Annotated in this window: 19 protein-coding genes; 13 read left to right on the top strand and 6 right to left on the bottom strand. The window is 73.4% G+C overall.

Annotation, left to right across the window (positions count from 1 at the left end):
* Positions 1 to 104 precede the first annotated feature (104 nt).
* The gene (locus tag BLASA_RS03910; protein WP_014374710.1) at positions 105 to 1,067 is read right to left on the bottom strand and encodes a sigma-70 family RNA polymerase sigma factor; all 963 of its coding nucleotides are present in this window, start codon (positions 1,065 to 1,067) and stop codon (positions 105 to 107) included.
* Between the two features lie 202 nt (positions 1,068 to 1,269).
* Between BLASA_RS03910 and BLASA_RS25765 the strand changes: the two genes are divergently transcribed.
* From BLASA_RS25765 to BLASA_RS03955, 9 genes are all read left to right on the top strand, one after another.
* The gene (locus tag BLASA_RS25765; protein ID WP_014374711.1) at positions 1,270 to 1,755 is read left to right on the top strand and encodes a flagellar protein FlgN; all 486 of its coding nucleotides are present in this window, start codon (positions 1,270 to 1,272) and stop codon (positions 1,753 to 1,755) included.
* 91 nt (positions 1,756 to 1,846) lie between these two features.
* The gene (gene flgK / locus BLASA_RS03920; protein ID WP_014374712.1) at positions 1,847 to 3,247 is read left to right on the top strand and encodes a flagellar hook-associated protein FlgK; all 1,401 of its coding nucleotides are present in this window, start codon (positions 1,847 to 1,849) and stop codon (positions 3,245 to 3,247) included.
* A gap of 5 nt (positions 3,248 to 3,252) precedes the next feature.
* The gene (gene flgL, locus BLASA_RS03925; protein WP_014374713.1) at positions 3,253 to 4,134 is read left to right on the top strand and encodes a flagellar hook-associated protein FlgL; all 882 of its coding nucleotides are present in this window, start codon (positions 3,253 to 3,255) and stop codon (positions 4,132 to 4,134) included.
* Positions 4,134 to 4,577, top strand: a complete 444-nt coding sequence (gene fliW / locus BLASA_RS03930; protein WP_014374714.1) for a flagellar assembly protein FliW — start codon at positions 4,134 to 4,136, stop codon at positions 4,575 to 4,577. The genes flgL and fliW overlap by 1 nt, the downstream gene beginning before the upstream one ends.
* A 90-nt stretch (positions 4,578 to 4,667) precedes the next feature.
* Positions 4,668 to 4,985 carry a carbon storage regulator CsrA gene (gene csrA, locus BLASA_RS26195; protein WP_014374715.1) on the top strand — a complete coding sequence of 106 codons (318 nt, stop codon included), beginning with the start codon at positions 4,668 to 4,670 and terminating at the stop codon, positions 4,983 to 4,985.
* A 201-nt stretch (positions 4,986 to 5,186) separates the two neighbouring features.
* Positions 5,187 to 5,693 carry a hypothetical protein gene (locus BLASA_RS03940; RefSeq protein WP_014374716.1) on the top strand — a complete coding sequence of 169 codons (507 nt, stop codon included), beginning with the start codon at positions 5,187 to 5,189 and terminating at the stop codon, positions 5,691 to 5,693.
* A gap of 75 nt (positions 5,694 to 5,768) precedes the next feature.
* Complete coding sequence (locus BLASA_RS03945) at positions 5,769 to 6,872, top strand: hypothetical protein (protein WP_014374717.1); 1,104 nt, start codon at positions 5,769 to 5,771, stop codon at positions 6,870 to 6,872.
* 387 nt (positions 6,873 to 7,259) lie between these two features.
* The gene (locus BLASA_RS03950; protein ID WP_014374718.1) at positions 7,260 to 7,607 is read left to right on the top strand and encodes a hypothetical protein; all 348 of its coding nucleotides are present in this window, start codon (positions 7,260 to 7,262) and stop codon (positions 7,605 to 7,607) included.
* Positions 7,604 to 8,386: a hypothetical protein gene (locus BLASA_RS03955; RefSeq protein ID WP_014374719.1), complete on the top strand. Its 783-nt coding sequence runs from the start codon at positions 7,604 to 7,606 to the stop codon at positions 8,384 to 8,386. The genes BLASA_RS03950 and BLASA_RS03955 overlap by 4 nt, the downstream gene beginning before the upstream one ends.
* Here the strand turns inward: BLASA_RS03955 and BLASA_RS03960 are convergent.
* From BLASA_RS03960 to BLASA_RS03975, 4 genes are all read right to left on the bottom strand, one after another.
* Positions 8,379 to 10,031, bottom strand: coding sequence for an NlpC/P60 family protein (locus BLASA_RS03960; protein WP_014374720.1), 1,653 nt, complete (start codon positions 10,029 to 10,031; stop codon positions 8,379 to 8,381). The two genes, BLASA_RS03955 and BLASA_RS03960, sit on opposite strands and share 8 nt — an antisense overlap.
* Before the next feature lie 640 nt (positions 10,032 to 10,671).
* Complete coding sequence (locus tag BLASA_RS03965) at positions 10,672 to 10,863, bottom strand: hypothetical protein (protein ID WP_014374721.1); 192 nt, start codon at positions 10,861 to 10,863, stop codon at positions 10,672 to 10,674.
* 152 nt (positions 10,864 to 11,015) lie between these two features.
* The gene (locus tag BLASA_RS03970; RefSeq protein ID WP_014374722.1) at positions 11,016 to 12,332 is read right to left on the bottom strand and encodes a citrate synthase; all 1,317 of its coding nucleotides are present in this window, start codon (positions 12,330 to 12,332) and stop codon (positions 11,016 to 11,018) included.
* Positions 12,333 to 12,433: 101 nt separating this feature from the next.
* A complete protein-coding gene (locus tag BLASA_RS03975) occupies positions 12,434 to 13,849 on the bottom strand; it encodes a class II fumarate hydratase (protein WP_014374723.1) in 1,416 nt (471 codons plus the stop codon).
* A 170-nt stretch (positions 13,850 to 14,019) separates the two neighbouring features.
* On the opposite strand from BLASA_RS03975, the gene BLASA_RS03980 reads away from it, so the two are divergent.
* Together BLASA_RS03980 and BLASA_RS25770 are read left to right on the top strand one after the other, a co-directional pair.
* A complete protein-coding gene (locus BLASA_RS03980; RefSeq protein ID WP_014374724.1) occupies positions 14,020 to 14,697 on the top strand; it encodes a hypothetical protein in 678 nt (225 codons plus the stop codon).
* 55 nt (positions 14,698 to 14,752) lie between these two features.
* Positions 14,753 to 15,019, top strand: coding sequence for a DUF1707 SHOCT-like domain-containing protein (locus tag BLASA_RS25770; protein ID WP_014374725.1), 267 nt, complete (start codon positions 14,753 to 14,755; stop codon positions 15,017 to 15,019).
* Positions 15,020 to 15,202: 183 nt separating this feature from the next.
* Here the strand turns inward: BLASA_RS25770 and glpX are convergent, their stop codons facing one another.
* Positions 15,203 to 16,246: a class II fructose-bisphosphatase gene (gene glpX, locus BLASA_RS03990; protein WP_051005128.1), complete on the bottom strand. Its 1,044-nt coding sequence runs from the start codon at positions 16,244 to 16,246 to the stop codon at positions 15,203 to 15,205.
* A 143-nt stretch (positions 16,247 to 16,389) separates the two neighbouring features.
* Here glpX and BLASA_RS03995 point away from each other — a divergent pair, with 143 nt between their 5' ends.
* Positions 16,390 to 17,019 carry a DUF4245 domain-containing protein gene (locus BLASA_RS03995; RefSeq protein ID WP_051004819.1) on the top strand — a complete coding sequence of 210 codons (630 nt, stop codon included), beginning with the start codon at positions 16,390 to 16,392 and terminating at the stop codon, positions 17,017 to 17,019.
* A 242-nt stretch (positions 17,020 to 17,261) separates the two neighbouring features.
* Entirely contained in the window at positions 17,262 to 17,414 is a 153-nt protein-coding gene (locus BLASA_RS24810; protein WP_166486465.1) for a hypothetical protein, read from the top strand.
* The last annotated feature ends 5 nt before the right edge of the window (positions 17,415 to 17,419 follow it).

Genomic DNA, 17,419 nt, shown 5'->3' on the forward strand with positions numbered 1-17,419 from the left:
TCGGTCTTCCCGCTGCATCCGTGCTGCGGGCCGTACATGAAAGGTCTTCGGCCGGTGGCCGGGGGGTCTTGAGTCGAGCGGACAGATTCTTTCCGGACGGGGGATCAGGCGGTCCTGGCGGCGCCGTCGGGTGCGGTCGACCAGGCGGTGCGCTGCTGAGCGGCCGGTGTCCCGTTGCGGCCGGCCACCCGGGCGACGTAGGCCAGCTGCTGGTTGCGCGCACGGACGCCACCGTCCGGTGCGACGGCCCGGCCGTCCCACACCTCGCTCATCGCCGCGTGCAGGAGAGTCAGGGCCCGCGCCCGCATCTGCGAGACGCGGGAGAGGGTGACCCCGAGGTCCTCCGCGATGTCGGTCAGGGATTCATCACCGAAGAAATTGCGCTCGATGACCTCGTCCAGCCGGTCGGGCAGCGCACGGATGGCCTCGTGCAGGTGCCGGGCGCGCTCGCCGCGCAGCACCGCGCGTTCGGGGGATTCGCCGGTGTCCGGGAGGTCGAGGGAGGTGCCGTCGGGTCCGGCCTCCGCGTCGATGCTGACCATCACCGCGCGGTGGACGTCCACCTGGAGGTGGTCGAGCTCGCTGCGGGCGATGCCGAGGCTGGTGGCCAGCTCTTCCCGGGTGGGCGGCCGGCCCAGGCTGATGGTGAGCGCGTCGGCGGCGGCGTCGGTGCGCCGGGCCGCGGCCCGCACCGATCGGCTGGCCCAGTCCCCGGAGCGCAGCTCGTCGAGCACGGCTCCCTGGAGGCGGGCCAGGGCGTAGGTCGCGAACGATGCCCCCGCAGCCGGATCGAACCGGCGGGCGACCTCGACGAGGGCCACGTGCGCGCAGGACAGCAGGTCCTCGCGGCTGACGTGGCTGGGCAGCGAGATGCGGGAGGCCACCGCGTTGACGGCGAAGGCGGCGAGCGGGAGGTGCTCGGTCACGAGCGCATCCACCTCCCGCGGGGACCGGCCCTTGACCGGGTTGGGCACCCGGCCGTTCTGGGGTCGTTCGTGCAGCGGCCGGTCGTGCGCGGACCGGTCACGCAGGGAACGCTCGGTCGCGAGGGAACGGACTGGGGTCACGTCCGTATCTCTCGGCGGCCCCTGGCCGGTTCGGCACCGCCCGTCGGCAGATCTCCATCGGAACTCGAGCCCCAGTTCCGCGCTTCGGCTTGACCCGCTCCGGGCCGGTGCCGATGGCAGCTGCGACGGCGGTTCCGGCCTGGGCCCTCGGGCCACGGCCGACCGCAGGGCGACGAGCGAGACGACGGAAGGCGGTGGACACGTGGACTACCAGCACCTGTCGACGTTGCTGTGGCGGGAGCAGGAGCTCCTGGACCTGCTGCTGTTCAAGGCCGAGGAGAAGCAGTACCTGATCCTCACCGGCAAGACCCGCTGGCTGGCGCGCATCGCGCACGAGATCGAGGTCATCCTCGACCAGCTGCGCACCCTCGAGGTGGAGCGATCCGCGGCTACCGAGGCGATCGCCGTCAAGCTCGGCCTGGCGGCCGACCCTTCCCTGCGCCAGGTGGCCGACGTGGCGCCCGCGCCGTGGAACGACCTCCTCGCCCAGCACCACGAGGCGCTCCTGGTGCTGATCACCGACCTGCGCAGCCTGTCCGACGCCAACCGGGAGCTGATCGAGGGCGGCCTGTCCGCCATCGGGGATGCGCTCCTGCAGACCCGGGCATCGTCGGCCGGCACGTACGGGGCGACCGGTCGGCACTCCGACGGCACGCACCGCGCGGTCACCCTGGACGGAGCACTCTGACGATGAACCCGCCGACGGCGTCCGGATCCTTTCCCGTGCAGGAACGCCGGAGGCATCCGGTTCCCCTGCGGAGCAGCGTTGCGGAGCAGCGATGAGCACCTTCAGCCTTCTCAACACGGCGACCACGTCCCTGTGGGCGCAGCGCCGGGCGCTCGACGTCACCGGTCAGAACATCTCGAACGTCAACACCGACGGGTACTCCCGCCAGCGCGTCGACATGCGGGCCATCGGTGGCGGCGCCGTCCCGGCGTTCTACTCCACGAGCAGCGGTATCGGTGGCGGCGTCAACGCCGACGAGGTGACGCGGATCCGCGACACGTTCCTCGAGGGCCGCGGACACACCGAGCACGCCAACAGCGCGCAGCTGACCGCCGAGACCGACGCCTTCGAGCTGGTCGAGCAGGCGTTCCGCGAGCCCGGTACCACCGGCCTGCAGAACCTCATGGCCGACATGTGGCGCGGCTGGCAGGACGTGGCCAACAGGCCGGAGGACCCGGCCGCCCGCGGGCAGGTGCTCAAGCGGCTCGAGACGCTCGTCGGCGGCCTGCACTTCAGCAGCGCGCAGCTGGACGGACAGTGGCAGCAGACCCGCGAGAACCTCGGCGTCCTCGTCGACGACGTCAACGCGGCAGCCGAGACGATCGCCCGCCTGAACACCGCGATCCTGCGCGCCTCGCAGAGCGGTCTGCCGGCCAACGACCTCACCGACCAGCGCGACCTGCTGGTCATGAAGCTCGCCGACCAGGTGGGTGTGTCGGTGCGGCCGCGGGACGGTGGCGTCGTCGACGTGGTCGTCGGCAGCGTCACGCTCGTCTCCGGCGGGGCCGCGTCGAAGCTCGCGGTCCAGGGCACGATCGACCCCACCGGCACCGCCGGCGACCCGCTGCGCGTCGTGACCGCCACCGGAGGGCTCCCGGTCACTGTCGGCGGCACCGCCGGAGGGCAGCTGCATGCGTTGAACTCGGTCCTTCCCACCTACCGGGCCGAGCTCGACGGCGTCGCCTCGTCGCTGGCCACCGCGCTGAACACCGCGCACGCCGAGGGCTACGACCTCGACGGCCTGCCGGGCGGCGCGCTGATCGGCTCCTCGGGCGGGCCGCTGACGGCGTCGTCCATCACCGTGGCCCTCACCGACCCGCAGAAGATCGCGGCATCGTCCGTCGGCCCCGGTACCCCGAACCTCGACCGCGGCAACGCCGACAAGCTGTCCCAGCTGGGCAACGGTGTGACCTCGCCGGACGCGGCCTACCGCAAGATGATCGTCGAGCTGGGTGTCCAGTCGGCGGTCTCGCAGCGCAACCTCGGCATCCAGTCGGTCATCACCGGGCAGGTGGACGCCGCCCGGGAGTCCGTGGCCGGGGTCAACCTCGACGAGGAGATGACCAACATGCTGTCCTTCCAGCACGCGTACTCGGCCGCGGGGCGGCTGGTCACGGCGATCGACGAGATGCTCGACGTCCTGATCAACCGCACCGGCCGCGTGGGGCTGTGATCTGAGTGCGCATCACGCAGAAGGCGGTCGCCCTCACGAGTCTGCAGGGCCTCAACCGCAACCTCGACGCCTTCGGCAAGCTGCAGCAGCAGCTCACCTCGGGCAAGCTCATCAACGCGCCGTCCGACTCGCCGACCGGCACGAACAAGGCGATGCAGACCCGGTCGGAGCAGGCTGCCGTCGAGCAGTTCGGCCGCAACATCTCCGACGCCGACAGCTGGCTGTCGATCACCGACTCCACGCTGCAGAACATGCTCGAGGTCACCCGGCGGGTCCGCGACCTCACCGTGCAGGGCGCGAGCACCGGCAACTCGTCCGAGGCCAGCCGGCGGGCGCTGGCCACGGAGGTCGCGTCGCTGCGGGAGAGCCTGCTCGGCCTGGCCAACACGACCGTCCAGGGGCGCCCCATCTTCGGTGGGGTGACCACCGGCACCACGGCGTACAGCGATGCCGGCACCTTCCAGGGCATCGGGGGGGCCGACGTCCTGCGGCGCGTCTCGTTCACCGAGGAGGTCCGCGTGGACCTGACCGGTCCGGAGGCCTTCGGGCCGGCCGGTGCCGACCTGTTCGCCGTGGTCGCCCGGATCGCCGATGACCTCGTCACCGACCCCGCCTCCCTCGACCAGGGGCTGGTGGACCTGGACGCGGCGATGAAGCGGATGCTCGGCGGGGTCGCCGACGTCGGTGCCCGGGCGGCCCGGGTCGAGCGGGAGCAGCAGATCAACACCGACCTCGCACTGTCCCTGGAGACCCGGCTCGGCGAGGTCGAGAACGTGGACCTGCCGAACACGATCATGCGGCTGCAGATGCAGCAGGTCGGCTACCAGGCGGCGCTGCAGGCGACGGCGAAGGCCATCTCGCCGACGCTGATGGACTACCTGCGCTGATGACCGTCCTCGCCGACAGTCCCGCGGTGGACCCGACGACGACGGCACCGGCTCCGCCCCCGGTCCAGGTGCTGTCGTTCGCCGAGCCGCTGCCGGGGTTCCGCCGTCACCACGACTACGTCCTGGTCGCCGGGGACACCGCCGGGCTGCTGTTCTGGCTGCAGTCGGTCGCCGTCGACGGCCCGCGGTTCCTCGCGGTGCCGGCCCGGGAGTTCTTCCCGGAGTACGCGCCCGTGGTGCCGGCCGCGGTCCGGGTGGAGCTCGGGCTGGGCGACGTGGCCGACGCGCGGGTGTTCTGCCTGGTCAGCGTGCCCGACGGCGACGTCGCCGAGGCGACGGCCAACCTGCGCGCCCCGGTCGTCGTCGCATCCGCGACGGGCCGCGCCCGGCAGGTCGTCCAGAGCGACGGAACCCTTCCTCTTCGGCGGCGCCTGCGCCGATAACCTCAGGGGCCGCGTCGGTACGCGGCTGCCAGCGCCCGCCTCGCGGTGGGCACGCCAGGACGGCCATCACACACCCATGGAGGGGTACCCGTGCTCACACTCACCCGCAGCGTCGGCGAGACGATCCGCATCGGCGACGACATCGAGATCCATGTCGTCGAGGTCCGCGGCGGTACCGTCCGGCTGGGCTTCAAGGCTCCCCGCGAGGTCGCCATCCACCGCGAGGAGGTCTACCGGCAGATCGCGGAGGCCAACCTCCTCGCCGCGCAGGTCACCGCCGACACGCTCGGGGCCCTCGCGGCGTTCGCGCCCACGGCACTGTCCGAGGCCGAGGCCGTCGGAGCCGGCGTCGAGGGGCCGGGAGCTCCCGAGGACGACGCCGTGCAGGCGGCGCGCCCAGTGGACTGACAGAACTCCACGGCGGCACCGGGGTGGTGCTCGGCAGACCGTGCCAATCTGACGGCCGCGACGCTCGAGGCGGCCACGACACGGGCAACTATTGCCGAACCTTTCCCCCGACAACTGCGTCGGACACAGCGAGTTGTGTTCCACGTTCGCTGGGTGCATGCGGCAGATTTCTCCCCAAGCAAGTGACAGGGGGCGATCAAGATGGCACGCAACGCATTCACCGCTTCGGTGGCCGGCGACCAGGCCGACGAGCCGGAGTCCGTGGTGGTCCACGTGCAGCTGCGGCCGCGCCGCGGCGCGACCCGCAAGTGCCTCGCGGCGCTGGCGGCGCTGGCCGCCGAGCACGACGACGTGGTCGTCGCCGTCACGGGGCTGAGCAAGGACGACCGCGTGGTCCGGGTGACCGTCGGCGTCGACCTCGGTCCGCGCACGGCCGTCGCCAAGTTCTCGCCGCAGGCGCAGGCCGCCTACGCGTTCGTGTCGGCGATCTTCACCTCGCTCTACGACCACATGCCGGTCTACACGGCCGAGCCCAGCGGTGCCGAGCGCGCCGCGGCCACCGCGCTGCTGGAGCACGCCGCCGCGGGCGCCGCCCGGGCCGATGCCCTGACGGCCGACCTCCTGGACACGCTGCCCGGCTCCCCGGCGCCGGCCTGGCCCGTCCCGTCCCCCCGGCTGCCCGGTCCCGGGGAGCGCATCCCGGCCTGACGGCGTCGGCGAGTGGTACGCCGGCGCCGGCCCTTTCGGCACCCCTTCTTCCCCGTAGTGCCCCCAGGAGTACCGATGCCCGACCGCATTCCGTCCCCGACCCCTCCGACCCCCGACGACCGGATCCGCAGCCGGGAGCCCCTGGTGTTCGGCGGGCTTCCCGAAGCCGAGGGATGGGCGCTGGCGCCCATCACCCCCCGCGACCGGGTGCACTTCCGGGTCGACCGGGAACTCCCGCTCGACGAGTTCCGCCGGGTGCTGCCTGACGGCGTGACCGTCAGCTACGACCAGGGTGACGGCCTCTACCGGGTGGACGGTGCGTGCGGCTCGGCGGCCGTGCTCGCGGACTGGGTCAAGGCGTGGTGCACCGGCCAGGGGATCACGACCGTGGGGCTGCGCGCCGAGACCGGCGTCCGCCGGCGGGCCCCGCGGGACCTGCCGCCGGAGTTCCTCGCCGACCTCTGCCGGCATTACGGGCCGGTCAGCCTCAAGCGGCTGCAGCGCAACATGAGCACGATCCGGCTGCACCTTCCCGACCCCGACGACCTCGGCCAGCAGGTCTTCGAGTGGGTCCTCAAGGCCGTGGCGCAGTACGACGAGACCAAGTCGGTCCCGTTCGGCGCCTTCCTGGCCACCCAGCTGTCCAAGTGGGTGCACGACCTGGGTCGCAACGCCCACGGCCGCACCGCCGCGGACACCGAGCACAAGCAGCAGAAGGCGATCGCCGCCTTCATGGCCGAGTATCAGCGCCGGCCCTCCGAGAAGGAGCTGGCCGCCTACATGGGCCAGAGCGTCGCCACGTTGCGCCGCAACTCCCAGACGGTGGCCACGCTCAACGGCCTGCGCAACCTGCAGTCGCTCGACGGCGCGCCCGATGCCACCGAGATCCTCCTGCCGGACTCCTCCGAGGCGCCCGACGAGATCATGGGGGAGGCGGAGCAGACCCTGCTCTCCCACGCGCTCACCGCGGCCTGCGCCCCGGACCCGGCCGCGCGGCCCGACCAGCGCGCCGGTCAGCCCAACGTGCTGGGCTGGGCCACCTGGTACCTGACCACCTGGGGTGGGCAGACCAAGACCCAGCTCTCGAGCGACCTCAACACCTCGGTGCGGAACATGAACGTCTACGCCGACCGGGTCGAGAAGGCGCTCAAGCACCGGCTGGCCGAACTCGCCGAGTAGCGGGGCGGGCAGCCTCCGGTCCTTCACTCGTGCGGTCTTCCCCCCGCTCCTGCGGTGGTGCGCTGCCGCACGGGCTGACCTGTCGCCACGGAGCCGCTCGCCGGGATCGGCGCGGTGCCGCTCGTCGTCCCGTCCGGGAGCGTGCGGAACCACGCCGTTCCCGGCCGTCCGCGCGCCCGCCTCCGGTCCGGTGGCGCGTGGGGCGCGACGCCCGCACCAGGAGCGGACACGCGCGGATTGCGGGCCGATCCCGGAAAAGAGGCCGGTGAGGGGTCGATCGCGATCCGGGCCTGCCGATATCCACCACGTGACGCCACGTCCGAGCATCCGCCGCCACGCCCACCGGGCAGGGCAGGCCACCGGACCGTGGTACCGGGGGGTCGCCCGGTGACCGCACTCCCGGCCGGCGACGCCGGATCCCCGACGCTCGTGCCGCACTGGCTCGACGCACCCGCCCGCGAGCTGCTGGCCACGACGGTGCGGGCCGCTCTGGAGGACCGCTCGATGCACCCGGTGACCGCCGTCCACCTCGAGGACGTGCTCACCGAACTGCACGTGGCCGCCGCTCGTGAGGCGGTCTGGCCGGCGTCGACCGCCCGGGTCCGCCTGGCGACCGGCTGGGACGACGACGTGCTCCCGGTCCGGCTCAGCCCGGCCGAGCTGGCCGCCGTCCACACCCTTCCGGGCCTGCCCGCCCCGCTGCCGACCCTGCTCGGCGTGGGGGGCTCCCGATGACCACCACCCTCTTCGGCACCGCACCGTCGGGCCGGCTCTTCCACCGTCGCCGGGCCGCCGCGATCGACGTCGCCGACCTGCACGAGGTCGCCGCCGAGTTGCTGCCCCGGCTCGCCGCGCCCGGGCTGCACCTGTCGCTGGTCCGTCGCCCCGGCGCGGGCACCGCGCTGCACGTCGAGGAGGACGAGCACACCCTGCGTGTTCCGCTCACCGACCTCGCCGACGACATGAGCCGCGCCGGCGTACCGGCCACGGCGGCCGGCATCGCCGCCGCCCTGCGCAGCTGGGTGGCCCGGCGTCCGGTCACCGACGCCGCCGCAGCGGGCACCGGCATCGCCGTCCTCGACTGGTGCGACGCCGCGCAGACCGCGGTCGGCTGGGCCGTGGTCGTCGTGCGCGGTGAGATCGCCGTCCCGTGGGAGCCGTCCCCGTCCGCCCGGACCGTCGAGCTGCACCGGACCCGCTCCGCGGCGACCGGGCGGGCCCACGACGTGCCCCTGGAACTGCGCGTGGAGGGGCCGCTGGCGCTGTGGTCGCACCCCAGGGCGCCGGTCCTCGCGTCGTCGGCGCTGGTCGCGCCCGACCTGATGCTGCACCGCATCACCGCCGCCGGGCTGTCGTTGCCCGACATGCACGTGGTCGTGACGCCGCACCGGCCGGTCGCCTGCGCCGGTCCCGGGGTGGCCCGCCGGCTGGCCGGTCAGGCCAGCGAGGCGAGCGTGACGCTGCCGTGGCACCGCGTCGTCGACCTGCCCTGGATCAGCTCCGCTCTCAGCTGATGTAGCCGTACTCCCAGTGCCACGGCTCGGGCTTCTCGCCGCCGGGTCCGGCCCAGTCGGGCTGCACGAACCCGAAGCGCGCGGCGTTGGCCGCCATCCAGGTCCACTGCGGGCTGCCGGCGACGTTGACGCCACCGCCGAGGTCGATCGCCAGCGCCCAGCCGTGGTTGGACGTGCCGGGCACGGCGGCCAGTGCCGGCTTGCGGTAGTACGCCGCCACCTGGCCGCCGAAGGACCGGTAGGAGTCGGTGATCCGCAGCGGGGTGCCGAACTCCGCGGCGTAGGCCGCGTCCAGCCGGGCGTAGGAGGCAGCGGCGTCGCAGCGCAGCGCGTGGCCCGCGACCGCCAGCTTGCACAGTGCCTGGGCGGGGATGTGGCCGTTGGCCCAGCCGCCCCACTCCGGGCGCACCGGGCCCGGCTCGGGCAGGGGGGCGCCGCAGGCGCCGGTGACCGCGGTGGTGGGCAGGGCCGGGTTGGCCTCGGCGGAGGCCCCGAGGGGGACCCGCACGGCGACGGCGTCGGCGGCCAGCGACCGGACGCCCACCTGGTAGGTCGCGGCGGACGCGCCGATGACGTCGCCCGCACCGAGGTTGATGCCGACGTCCCGCCGGCTGGGCGAGAAGACGAGATCGCCCACCTGGAGGTCGCGGACCGGTACGGCGGCACCCGTCGCCCACTGCTCCTCGGGGGTGGCGGGCAGCGCGTACCCGGCGAGCAGCCAGGTGCCGGCGGCGAACCCGCCGCAGTCGTAGGTCTCCGGCCCGGTGGTGCCGGCGACGTAGGGCTTGCCGAGCTGGGACAGCGCGTTGCTCACCGCGGCCACGGTCTCGGCGGGCAGGACGGTGACCGGCGCGTTCCCGACGACGGCCCACGCCACGCCGGGGATCGGCCGCCCGTCGGCATCGAGCGCGGGGGACATGCCGGCCGGCAGCTGCTCCGGGTCGGCGACAGCGCCCGCGGGAGGTGGCTCGATCCCGGCGGCGGCCAGCCGTCCCAGGTAGTCCTGCCAGCGCTGCGTCGCGGCCGTGTTGCGCTGCTGTTGCGCTCCGGCCGCCGGGATGGCGGCCAGGCCGGCGAGGCGGCCGGAGATCTCGGTGGGCAGGTCCGCCACCTTCGCGCGGACGGTCCGGAGCACGTCGCCCGCGCGCCGCTCCGCCGTGGCCAGCGCGGCGCGGGCGTCGGAGACGCGGAGTCCGGCGGCCTCCAGCCGGAGGGCGCCGCGCTCGGCCCGGACCACGGTGCCCTGCAGATCCCGGTCGGCCCGGTCGGCCAGCGACTGGGCGTACAGGACGCCCGACGTGGCGCCCGGCTGGTCGGTGTCCAGCCCGAGCACCGGGTAGCGGGCGGCCGCGGTCGCCCGGTAGAGCGCCGCCGCGCCGGTGCCCACGGAGAGCTGTTGCGCGGCGAGTGCGTCGCGGGCGGTCTGCTCCGCGGCGAGCGCGTCCGCGAGTTCGGTGCGCCGCTGGTCGGCGACCTGGGCCAGCAGGTGGTAGCGGTCAGCCTGCTCGAGGAGGGAGCTGCGGGCGGTGAGCGCCAGCGCGGTCGGGTCCAGCGACGGACCGGCGCCCTGGGGCGCGGTGGCGCCGGGGAGCACGAGCACCAGGACGGCAGGTAGCAGGAGGGCGTTGGTGGCGACGACGCCCAAGCGGGTCGACCAGCGGGTGCGGGGGCGATCGCTGGACCGGGAACGGCTCGGGGCCCGACGCGCCGCGGTGCGAGCCCGGGTCGTGCCGCGTGAGCCGGCCGTCCCGCGCGCGCTGGTCGCGGGGCGCGTACCGGCGCTCCGGGGAGTGCGCTCGGCACCGGCACGGGCGGCCACGGCCGCACGGGCGGCAGCCAGCTGCTCGGCGGTGACGCCGGGACGCACGGCCAGGGCCTCGCGCAGGGCCAGGGCTTCACGCAGGGCCTGGGCATCCGCCGGAGTCAGGGGCGGACGGCCCGAGCTGTGCGCCGGGGACCGGCGAGGCGCCGAGCGCCCGGTGGCGGCACGGGCCGGCGCCGAACGGGTGGCCGCCCTGCGGGGGGTGGCGGCACGCGTGGGCGTACGCGATGCAGGCACGGCGTCCCCCGGGCGTCGTCGTCGGTACGGATGGGGCTCCTGGGGCCGAAGGGGTCAGGAGCTCGCACACATCCATCGACACGCCGTCGGGAGTGCTTGAAGAATGGGATCGGACGGATCCCCCGTTCGGAGTGGGGTGAACCTCGGGGGAAGTGCGGGGCGGCCGTCGTCCGGCCCTCAGCACCGGCCGCGCGGGCCGGGGATCACCCCCGGCGCGGACGGCCGGTCAGGGCGCCCACCAGGCGCCGTGCCGGTGCACGAGCGGGATCCGCAGCTCGTCGCCGTCCTCGGTGGAGATGACGAACTCCAGCTTGGTGATCCGGACGGGGGGACCGTCGCCCTCCGGCTCCAGCAGCTGACCGGTGGCCAGGGGCATGGGCGGCAGGACGAGGACGTCCTCGCCGGGGGGCTCGGCCATGCGGGGTCCTCTCGGGTACGGGGGCACACCCACCGTAGGGACCGCGCCCGGGGACGCAACGGGCCGGGTGACCCCGGAGGATCACCCGGCCCGGCGGCCCCGTCCAGGGCACCGCCCCGAGCGTGCGAGCGGTGGGAGGACGGGGTCCCTCCTCAGCGCGCGTCGAGCGGGACGAAGTCCCGTTCGGTCGCGCCGGTGTAGAGCTGCCGGGGACGCCCGATCTTCGTGGTCGGGTCGGCGATCATCTCCCGCCACTGCGCGATCCAGCCGGGCAGCCGGCCGAGGGCGAACAGCACGGTGAACATCCGCGTCGGGAAGCCCATCGCCTGGTAGATCAGCCCGGTGTAGAAGTCGACGTTCGGGTAGAGCTTGCGCTCGACGAAGAAGTCGTCCTGCAGCGCGATCTCCTCGAGCTGGCGCGCGAGGTCGAGCAGCTCGTTGTTGCCGCCCAGCTTGTCCAGCACGGTGTCCGCCGTCGACTTCACGATGGCTGCGCGCGGGTCGTAGTTCTTGTACACCCGGTGCCCGAAGCCCATGAGCTTGACGCCGGGCTCCTTGTTCTTCACCCGCTCGACGAAGCGCGGGATGTCCCCGCCGTCGGCCTTGATGGCATCGAGCATCTCCAGCACCGACTGGTTGGCCCCGCCGTGCAGCGGCCCGAACAGCGCGTTGATGCCCGCCGAGACCGACGCGAACAGGTTGGCGTGCGAGGAGCCGACCAGCCGGACGGTCGACGTCGAGCAGTTCTGCTCGTGGTCGGCGTGCAGGACGAAGAGCATGTCCAGCGCCTTGACCAGGTCCGGGTCCTGCTCGTAGGGCTCGGCCGGGAAGCCGAAGGTCATCCGCAGGAAGTTCTCGACCAGCCCGCAGGAGTTGTCCGGGTACAGGAACGGCTGGCCGACCGACTTCTTGTAGGCGTAGGCCGCGATGGTGGGCAGCTTGGCCAGCAGGCGCAGGGTCGAGATCTCGACCTGCTCCTCGTCGAAGGGGTCCAGCGAGTCCTGGTAGAAGGTCGACAGCGCGCTGACGGCCGAGGAGAGCACCGGCATCGGGTGCGCGTCGCGCGGGAAGCCGTTGAAGAACTGCTTGAGGTCCTCGTGCAGCAGGGTGTGCCGCCGGATCCGCTGGTCGAACTCGCCGAGCTGGCTGGCGGTCGGCAGCTCGCCGTAGATCAGCAGGTAGCTGACCTCGAGGAAGCCGGCCTTGCCCGCGAGCTGGTCGATCGGGTAGCCGCGGTAGCGCAGGATCCCGGCGTCACCGTCGATGTAGGTGATCGCCGAGGTGCACGACGCGGTGTTCACGAAGCCGATGTCCAGCGCGACCTTGCCGGTCGTCGCCAGCAGCTTGCTGGTGTCGAGGCCGTCGGCGCCCTCGGTGCCGCGCTTGAGCGGCAGGGGCAGTTCTCCACCGGGGTAGCGCAGGGCCACGTCGGCGGAGCCGGCTGCGGCGGCGCTCTGTGTCTCAGTCATCAGGAGCGACGCTAGCGCCCCCGCGCCCGGATCGCGGCCCGACGTCGCGCGGCGTGGCGAGGCGGAGCCCTGTTTGCCGTCCGCCCCGCCACGCCGATGGCTCACGGGTGGGTCATCGAGAGCACGTCGAGCGCCTCGTCGAGCTGCTGCTCGGTGAGCTTGCCCTGCTCGACGTAGCCACGCTCCACCACGACCTGGCGGATCGTCTTCTGCTCGGCCAGCGACTGCTTGGCGACCTTGGCCGCCTCCTCGTAGCCGATGTACTTGTTCAGCGGCGTCACGATCGAGGGGGAGGACTCCGCGTACTCGCGGCACTGCTCGACGTTGGCGACGATGCCGTCGACGCAGCGGTCGGCCAGCAGCCGGCTGACGTTGGCGAGCAGCCGGATCGACTCCAGCACGTTGCGGGCCATCAGCGGCAGCGTCACGTTGAGCTCGAAGACGCCGGTGGTGCCGGCGTAGGTGACCGCCGCGTCGTTGCCGATCACCTGGGCGCCGACCTGGATGACCGCCTCCGGGATCACCGGGTTGACCTTGCCCGGCATGATCGAGCTGCCCGGCTGCAGGTCGGGCAGCTGGATCTCGCCCAGCCCGGTGCGAGGGCCCGAGCCCATCCACCGCAGGTCGTTGGCGATCTTGATCAGCCCGACCGCGATGGTCTTCAGCTGGCCCGAGGCTTCCACGAGTGAGTCGCGGGAGCTCTGCGCCTCGAAGTGGTCGCGCGCCTCCGACAGCGGCAGCTCCATCTGCGTCGCGAGCTTCTCGATGATCGCGGCGGCGAAGCCGGGCGGGGTGTTGATGCCGGTACCGACCGCGGTGCCGCCGAGCGGCAGTTCGCCGATGCGGGGCAGGGACGCCTGGAGCCGCTCGACGCCGTACCGCACCGCCGCGGCGTAGCCGCCGAACTCCTGGCCCAGGGTGACCGGGGTGGCGTCCATCAGGTGGGTGCGGCCGCTCTTCACGACCTCCGCGAACTCCTCGGCCTTCCGCTGCAGGGCGGCCTCCAGGTGCTGCAGCGCCGGCACCAGCGTGGCGACGACGGCCCGGGTGGCGGCGATGTGGATCGCCGAGGGGAAGACGTCGTTGGACGACTGGGAGGCGTTGACGTGGTCGTTCGGGTGCACCGGCTTGCCGAGGGCCTCGGTGGCCAGGGTGGCGATGACCTCGTTGGTGTTCATGTTGCTCGAGGTCCCCGATCCGGTCTGGAAGACGTCGATCGGGAAGTGGTCGTCCCAGTCGCCCCTTGCCACGCTGCCGGCGGCCTCGGTGACCGCGCCCGCGATCTCGCGGTCGAGGACGCCGAGATCGGCGTTGACGGCCGCGGCCGCCCCCTTGATGGCGGCCAGCGCGCCGATCAGCTCGCGTTCGATCGGGGTGCCGGAGATGGGGAAGTTCTCGACGGCGCGCTGGGTCTGCGCCCGCCACTTGGCCCAGGAGGGGACGCGGACCTCTCCCATGGAGTCGTGCTCGATGCGGAAGTCCCCGCCGTCCTGCGCTGCGCCGTTCTGCTGGGCCACGCTGTGCTCCCGGTGGTGTGGATGGTGACAGTGCTCCGCACGGGACCCTAGACACTCCCGGGGCGACCCGTCGGTGCCGCCCTCGGTGCGGGCCGCCGATCACGACGTCGGGGCGCCCGAGGCGCCCGTCGTCACAGCGTCGGTACGGCGCGAGCCCCGAGGAGCGCCCCATGTCCCAGCAGCCCACGACGCCCGGGCCGGGTCCGTCGCCGACCGCGCACGGGGATACCCCGCCGAGCTGGCCGGCCCCCGGGACGGCGTGGCCGGCGCCCGGTACGCAGCCGGTGCCCGACTGGGCGACGTCGACGCCCTCCTGGCAGCCGGCCGGCCCGGTCGCCCCGACCCCAGCGGGTGCACCCGCCGGAGTCACCGGACGTACCCGTCGGGCCGTCGCCGGTGCGGCGCTGGCCGGGGTCGCCGCCGGCGCCGTGGCCGCCACCTTCCTGGTGAGCGCGGTGTTCATCGGCACTGCCGAGGACATCGGCCGGGCGATGGGCGAGGAGCTGGCTCCGGGCATCACCGAGGGCGTCCGCGAGGGCATGGTCGAGGGCGGCCAGGAGTCGATGGACGCGATGCTCGGCGGCATGCTGGGCGAGGAGGGGATGGGCGGCTGGTACGGCGGCATGCCCGGCGAGGCCGTCGAGCAGTTCCCCCCGGTGGAGCCGACCGGTCTCGGGCCGGACGAGACGCTGAACGCCTACGCCGGGGCCTGCTTCGAGGGCGACCTGCAGTCCTGCGACGACCTGATGTACGACTCCCCGCCGCTGTCGGACTACGAGGAGTACGGCAGCACCTGCGGCGGACGGGTGAAGTCCTTCACGGTGATGGCGTGCACCGAGCTGGAGTGAGCGAGGGCGCCGGAGCGCTCCCGTGCACACCGTCACTGGACTACCGTCGGCGTCCGTGAGCGAGCACGACGCCACCCCACCCAGCCTCGCCGTGCGGGCCTCGGGCGCCGACCGCGAAGCGGTCGTCGCGCAGCTGCAGACGGCCGTCGGCGAGGGCCGGATCGACCTGGACGAGTTCGGCGGGCGCGCCGAGGCCGCCTACGCGACATCCGGCTGGACCCGCGCGGGTTGCGCACGCACGCTGAGCGGATCGACCTGCACCTCAGCGTCGTGTTCGGCACCGTCGACGTGGTCGTGGCCGAAGGAGTCGACGCGGAGCTGATCGGCCGGACCGTGTTCGGTGACCGGCGGGTCGACCTCGCGCCGGTCCAGCGCCTGGCGGGCACCCCGCTGGTCGTCGTCCACGCGAAGACGGTGTTCGGGGACCTCCGGCTGCGCAGCCTCGCGCCGGGGGGAGTCGGCGAGCCGGTGGCGGGCGTTGCCGGACCGCCTGGCCGAGCGCTGACTAGCCTTCCCGGTCGAACGGGACCGCGGAGTAGGCGCGCAGCTTCTCCAGCGAGTGCAGGCTGTCGATCGAGCGGATGGTGCCCGACCGGGAGCGCATGACCAACGACTGCGTCGTGCACCCGCCGGCGCTGTAGCGCACGCCGCGCAGCAGTTCGCCGTCGGTGATGCCGGTGGCCACGAAGAAGACGTCGCCGCGCACCAGGTCGTCGATGTGCAGCACCCGGTCCAGGTCGTGCCCGGCGTCGAGGGCCTTCTGCCGCTCCTCGTCGTCCTTGGGCCACAGCCGGCCCTGCAGCGCCCCGCCCATGCACTTGAGCGCGCAGGCGGTGATGATCCCCTCCGGCGTGCCGCCGATGCCCAGCAGCAGGTCGACGCCGGTGCCCTCGCGCGCGGCGGCGATCGCGCCGGCCACGTCGCCGTCGGTGATGAACCTGATCCGGGCGCCGGCCTCGCGGACCTCCTGGACCAGCTGCTCGTGGCGGGGCCGGTCGAGGATGCAGACGGTGACGTCGCCGACGGAGCTCTTCTTCGCCTTGGCGATGCGGCGGATGTTCTCCGCGACCGGCGCGGTGATGTCGACGACGTCGGCCGCCGCCGGACCGGTGGCCAGCTTCTCCATGTAGAAGACGGCCGACGGGTCGTACATGGCGCCCCGCTCGGCGACGGCCATGACGGCGATGGCGTTGGGCATGCCCTTGGCCATCAGGGTGGTGCCGTCGATCGGGTCGACCGCGACGTCGCACTCCGGGCCGTTGCCGTCACCCACCTGCTCGCCGTTGTAGAGCATCGGGGCTTCGTCCTTCTCGCCCTCGCCGATGACGACGACGCCCTTCATGCTCACCGTGCCGATGAGGGCGCGCATGGCGTCGACCGCCGCGCCGTCACCGCCGTTCTTGTCACCACGACCGACCCAGCGCCCGGCAGCCATCGCGGCGGCCTCGGTGACCCGCACCAGCTCGAGGGCCAGGTTGCGGTCAGGAGCGGGACGGTCGGCACTGAAGCCGCGGCCGGAGCCGGACGTGGGGACGGGACCATCGGGCAGGGGCAGCGACACAGGACCTCCTGGTTGGACCACCGGGTGGTGGCGACGCCTGGCCCCGGCCACTCCCGGCGCATCTGCGCCGGTGGGAGGCCGCACGGACGCTGGGCGGCGGTGTGGGAGAGCTCTCCTGCGATCCTAGGGGCATGACCGGAATCGGCCCGACGAGCCAGCGTCCCCACGTCCCCGAGGATGTGGTCGCGCCCGAGGAGCAGGTGCCGCCCCCGCCGGCGTCCGCGGTGGAGCGGGCCAACCGGATGAGCGCGGCGAACATGATCCGGTCCCTGCTGCCGCTGGTGGTGATCTGCCTGCTGGTCGTCGGCTGGCAGGCCTTCCTGCACAATCCGGAGGACCCGGTGCGCGAGATCGACCTGGCGAACACGCTCCGGCTGGCCGACCTGCGGGCCGACTACCCCCTCCTGGTGCCCGACCTCGACGAGGAGTACCGGCCGACGAGTGTGCGCACCGATGCGGGGAACGCCGGCGAGGGCGAGCCGGTGACGGTGCAGATCGGCTACGTGACCCCCTCCGGGGCCTATGCCGGGTTCGTGGTCAGCGACGACTCCGACGCCGAGGCCGTGCGGGGGGTGCTCGACGGCGCGACCGAAGCCGGGGATCTCGAGATCGAGGGTGCGGAGTGGTCCCGCTCGACCACCCAGCGCGGGGAGACGGCGCTCTCCCGGGTCGACGACGGCATCACCCTGGTGGTGACCGGTTCGGCCGGAGACGACGAGCTGACCGCGGTCGCGGCGGCGGTGGAGCCCTACGCGGGGTAGTCGCCAGTGGCCCAGGTCACGACCTGATGACCTTCGGGAGAGTCGAGCGGCCGTGCGCCGCCGGCGGCGGGACGCTGTGGGCTCACCGACGGCACACCGTTCCCGAGGAGATGCAGATGTCGCCACGCGAGGATTGCCCCCGTAGTGATCACCGGGCTCCGGCCACCGGCGGGTCGTGCCCCTGCGGGATGGTCACCCGGATTCCGGCGGCGCAGCCAACACGCGCTGCACAGCTGCGTGACGTGCTGGCGCGTTGTCTCGACGACGGATCGGCTCGGCAGTCCGTCGATGCCGCCTCCCCGATGCTGGAGCGCCGGGTGGACCGGGTGCTGGCCGCCTTCGCCGACGCCGGCCTCGTGGTCGCCCCGGGCGGGGAGCTGCGTCCCCCCGCCTGAGCCCC

It is taken from the genome of Blastococcus saxobsidens DD2, assembly GCF_000284015.1.
Lineage (GTDB): Bacteria > Actinomycetota > Actinomycetes > Mycobacteriales > Geodermatophilaceae > Blastococcus > Blastococcus saxobsidens_A.